The sequence below is a fragment of the Clostridium sp. genome, assembly GCF_016650095.1.
Classification (GTDB): Bacteria; Bacillota; Clostridia; order Clostridiales; family Clostridiaceae; genus Clostridium_AD.
In genome coordinates, this window is sequence record NZ_JAENWL010000383.1 from 1 (window position 1) to 3,506 (window position 3,506).

General features: G+C 29.6%; 5 protein-coding genes and 1 pseudogene. 1 reads left to right on the plus strand and 5 read right to left on the minus strand.

From position 1 onward, the window contains the following. Positions 1–484: 484 nt before the first annotated feature. A complete protein-coding gene (locus JJE11_RS16675) occupies positions 485–715 on the minus strand; it encodes a glutaredoxin family protein (protein ID WP_291637646.1) in 231 nt (76 codons plus the stop codon). Positions 716–1,019: 304 nt separating this feature from the next. On the opposite strand from JJE11_RS16675, the gene hydE reads away from it, so the two are divergent. Beyond that, positions 1,020–2,063 (plus strand): [FeFe] hydrogenase H-cluster radical SAM maturase HydE, encoded by a 1,044-nt coding sequence (gene hydE / locus JJE11_RS16680; protein WP_291637648.1) that lies wholly within the window; start codon positions 1,020–1,022, stop codon positions 2,061–2,063. A 58-nt stretch (positions 2,064–2,121) separates the two neighbouring features. Here hydE and JJE11_RS16685 read toward each other — a convergent pair whose 3' ends face one another. The 4 genes and pseudogenes from JJE11_RS16685 to JJE11_RS16700 form a co-directional block, all read right to left on the minus strand. Next, positions 2,122–2,250 carry a hypothetical protein gene (locus JJE11_RS16685; protein ID WP_291637650.1) on the minus strand — a complete coding sequence of 43 codons (129 nt, stop codon included), beginning with the start codon at positions 2,248–2,250 and terminating at the stop codon, positions 2,122–2,124. 57 nt (positions 2,251–2,307) lie between these two features. After that, positions 2,308–2,772, minus strand: coding sequence for a chemotaxis protein CheX (locus JJE11_RS16690; RefSeq protein WP_291637652.1), 465 nt, complete (start codon positions 2,770–2,772; stop codon positions 2,308–2,310). Further along, positions 2,763–2,897 carry a hypothetical protein gene (locus JJE11_RS16695; protein ID WP_291637654.1) on the minus strand — a complete coding sequence of 45 codons (135 nt, stop codon included), beginning with the start codon at positions 2,895–2,897 and terminating at the stop codon, positions 2,763–2,765. Before JJE11_RS16695 ends, JJE11_RS16690 begins: the two co-directional genes overlap by 10 nt. Before the next feature lie 330 nt (positions 2,898–3,227). Next, positions 3,228–3,506, minus strand: a pseudogene (locus JJE11_RS16700) (flavodoxin family protein); the annotation flags it as partial.

Sequence of the window (3,506 nt, forward strand, 5' to 3'; positions counted from 1 at the left end):
CGTTCGTCCTGAGCCAGGATCAAACTCTCAATTTAAAAGTTTACACTTTTTCATTTGAAATAATTAATCTGCGCCAACTGTTAAGTTGGTTAGCAAGCTCATTACATACTTTTTAGTCTTACGACTAAAATATTACTTTATACTAAAGTAATTAACTGGTTAAAATAAAATATTATTTCATTTCTTTACCTATTTCTCTGTTTAATTTTCAAAGACCAATTTAAAATTTTTCGTTCGTCATCAAGTGACTACTTTTTCTATTCTATCAGTTAGCGTTGTACATGTCAACGTTTTTATTAACTTTTAGATATCTTGTAGATATTTAATGACTTTTCAGAAGAAAAATACTCGCTTATACTAGTAGTAATTACGTACTGTAACAAATAAAAACTTCAGTTGGAGGATAACAATTGATAATTGTTATCCTCCAGAGGTCTACAAATAGGTAAATTTCTTTCTGAAGTTATATATAAAATTTATTCCTTTATAGACCTAATCTTGCAACCACTTTTTCCTTATCAAAACCAATCATTTCTTCACCATTTATATTTATTATTGGCACTGATCTATAACCTTTTTTTATAAGTGCTTTTTTTTCTTCTAAATTTTCGGAAATATTATGCTCTACATATTCAATACTATTTTCTTTGAAAAATTCCTTTGCCATATGACAAATTCCACAAGTATTACTTGTATATATCTCAACTTTATTCATAAATAACCTCTCCTTTAATTTTAATAGAATGCAATTAAACTATATTTTTATAGTAGCATCTTTTTTTCCCAAGTCAATAATATTACGTGATAATCTTTGCTATAATTCTTACTTTATATTAAGAATGATTGTTACACCATTATAACCCAAAATTTATTATATTAAAATATTTTCTTTTTTGTGTTTACATATATTTTATATAATATTATGATAGTCATAACACTATATATTTGTACCAAAACAATATATAATTATTTTGCACTACATATATATTTAAAAGGAGAAACACTAGGAGGTCCAAATAATGATGAAATTATTAGAAATAATAAATAAAGCAAAAACAGAACATACATTAAGTAAAGAAGAAATAATTTCTATTTTAAGTAGCAATGTCGTAGACCAAGAACTCTTTGACGCTGCTGATGAAATTCGAAAATTTTTTTTAGGTGATGACGTTCATCTTAGAGGTCTTATTGAATTCACTAATATTTGCAAAAGAAATTGTCTTTACTGCGGGCTCAGGCGGGATAATAAAAATTTAGCTAGATATAGATTAACTGAAGACCAAATTTTAGACTTTGCCACTAAAGCTAAGTCCTTTGGCTATAAAACTATAGTACTTCAAGGTGGTGAAGATAATTATTACACCACTGATATAATTGTAAGGATAATAAAAGGCATAAAGAATTTAGATTTAGCACTAACTTTAAGCATAGGCGAAAAAACTTATGATGAATATAAAGCATTTAGAGACGCTGGCGCAGATAGATATCTTCTTAGAATTGAAACAACAGATAAAAAACTATATGAAGAATTAAATCCAGGCATGAACTACGAAAACAGGTTGATTTGCTTGCAAATTTTAAAAGAATTAGGCTATGAAGTTGGAACAGGTGTTATGGTTGGTCTCCCAAATCAAACTATAGAATCCTATGCGGATGATATATTATTTTTTAAAGAAATAAATACTGACATGTTAGGTATTGGCCCTTTCATTCCAAATGAAGACACCCCGCTTGCAAAGGCTAAAGGTAAGGAGCTAACTATGGCTCTTAAGGTTATGGCTATAACACGCTTGCTACTACCAGACATTAACATACCTGCAACAACTGCTATGGAGTCCTTAAATAAAAACGGAAGATTAATGGCTCTGCAAAGTGGTGCTAATGTAGTTATGCCTAATGTTACTGAGGGCGAATACAGGAAACTTTATGCGCTATATCCAGGCAAAATATGTACTGGGGACACTCCCAGTCATTGTCGTGGATGCATAACAGGCAAGATAAATAGTATTGGAAGAACAGTTTCAACTAACTATGGTTTTAGAGGAAATCAACCCAGTAAATAATTTTTAAATTAACTATAAGTTACATAAAAAAAAGCCCTAGGGCTCTTTTTTTTTAAGGTCACGTTTGTTTAGCTTCTTTTATCGGTTTATTATTAACCGGTTCTCCCTCAGCATCCTTAATTCCAGGCTTATTATGTCTCTTATTTAAATCATGCTGTATATTCATTTTTGTAGATTTATTTGGCATTAGAAACTCCCATTTCTAAGATTATATTATCCTAGAAGGCTAGTTTTTATTCTTAATTTAAAAACTATTGAATGCAATATTAACTTCAACTGGAATATTGTCAATAAGAATACCAACACACAAAACCTTATCAGAATTCATTTTTGCTTCGAAATCATTTCCATGCATTAATGTTGGAGTTGAAATATTAATACTCGTCCCATTTTCCGCGAAATTAGTGCTCACATTTGCAGTAAGCATATTTGAAAGCTCAGATAAAGCACTTTGTGCCATATCATCTAATTCAGTAACAGGCATACCCATCATCATTACAGATGCAATTTGTTTTGCACTTTCAATCTCTAGAGAATAAATAATACTTCCTTTAATATCACCCACTATACCTAAGATAATCATTACCCCTAAATTTTTTATACTTTTCCCTTTAACACTAATTCCTTGTCTTTTAACCTCTTTAAATCCAAGCTGAGGCATTACATTTAAAAAGGAATCTATAAACGGATTTATAAGATTTACATCCATTCATTAGCCCTCCTTTTAAACCATTTATTTCCTATTACTCCAAAACATTTTACATTTAGAATTTCAGTAACTACACTCACTGAAAAATATGAATAAAAAGCAATCTCACTCTCAAGTTCCCCCATTTTTCCACCAACCTCTGTTTTATTATAAATTTTTATAAAATTACAAATACAACTATTTATCTAAACTTGGTATTATAATAAAACATATATTTTTTTGTAAATTTAATCATTATTTTAATTACATTATACATCCAATGCTGTGAGGATGCACCATATATATTCATAATATCCCAAAATACTGTACAACATGCTTGTTTACAGACACGCCTAATAAATTAAAACATTATATGCTGCATTTATCGAAATTCTATAATTTATAAACTTACTCAAATAAAATGGAAAAGAACTGCTTATCTTAAGCAGTTCTTTTCCATTTTATAATACAATATATTAACGGATAAAGTGCATGAATATTTTCTTTTCTCTTTCTGGCTCGGCAATATTTTCTTTTCCGTTTTCAACCAATTTCATGATCCATGTCATATTCTTCCCAAGCACTCTCATAATTTGCACACCCTCTTTATCTTGTAATGCTTCACCTGGGCTTGTGCCGTGAATGACATTCCAATAATTAGAAGTTGGCATTAACATTTCTGAATAATTTATATAACTGTTTAGCTGATTAAATGTTGGAATTCCACCCGAACGCCTTACAGCAACAACAGATGC

What these genes read in the sequence shown, in the direction of transcription:
- hydE (WP_291637648.1), top strand. Translation starts at nt 1,020, where the DNA reads ATGATGAAATTATTAGAAATAATAAATAAAGCAAAAACAGAACATACA.
- JJE11_RS16675 (WP_291637646.1), bottom strand. Translation starts at nt 715, where the DNA reads ATGAATAAAGTTGAGATATATACAAGTAATACTTGTGGAATTTGTCAT.
- JJE11_RS16685 (WP_291637650.1), bottom strand. Translation starts at nt 2,250, where the DNA reads ATGCCAAATAAATCTACAAAAATGAATATACAGCATGATTTAAATAAG.
- JJE11_RS16690 (WP_291637652.1), bottom strand. Translation starts at nt 2,772, where the DNA reads ATGGATGTAAATCTTATAAATCCGTTTATAGATTCCTTTTTAAATGTA.
- JJE11_RS16695 (WP_291637654.1), bottom strand. Translation starts at nt 2,897, where the DNA reads ATGGGGGAACTTGAGAGTGAGATTGCTTTTTATTCATATTTTTCAGTG.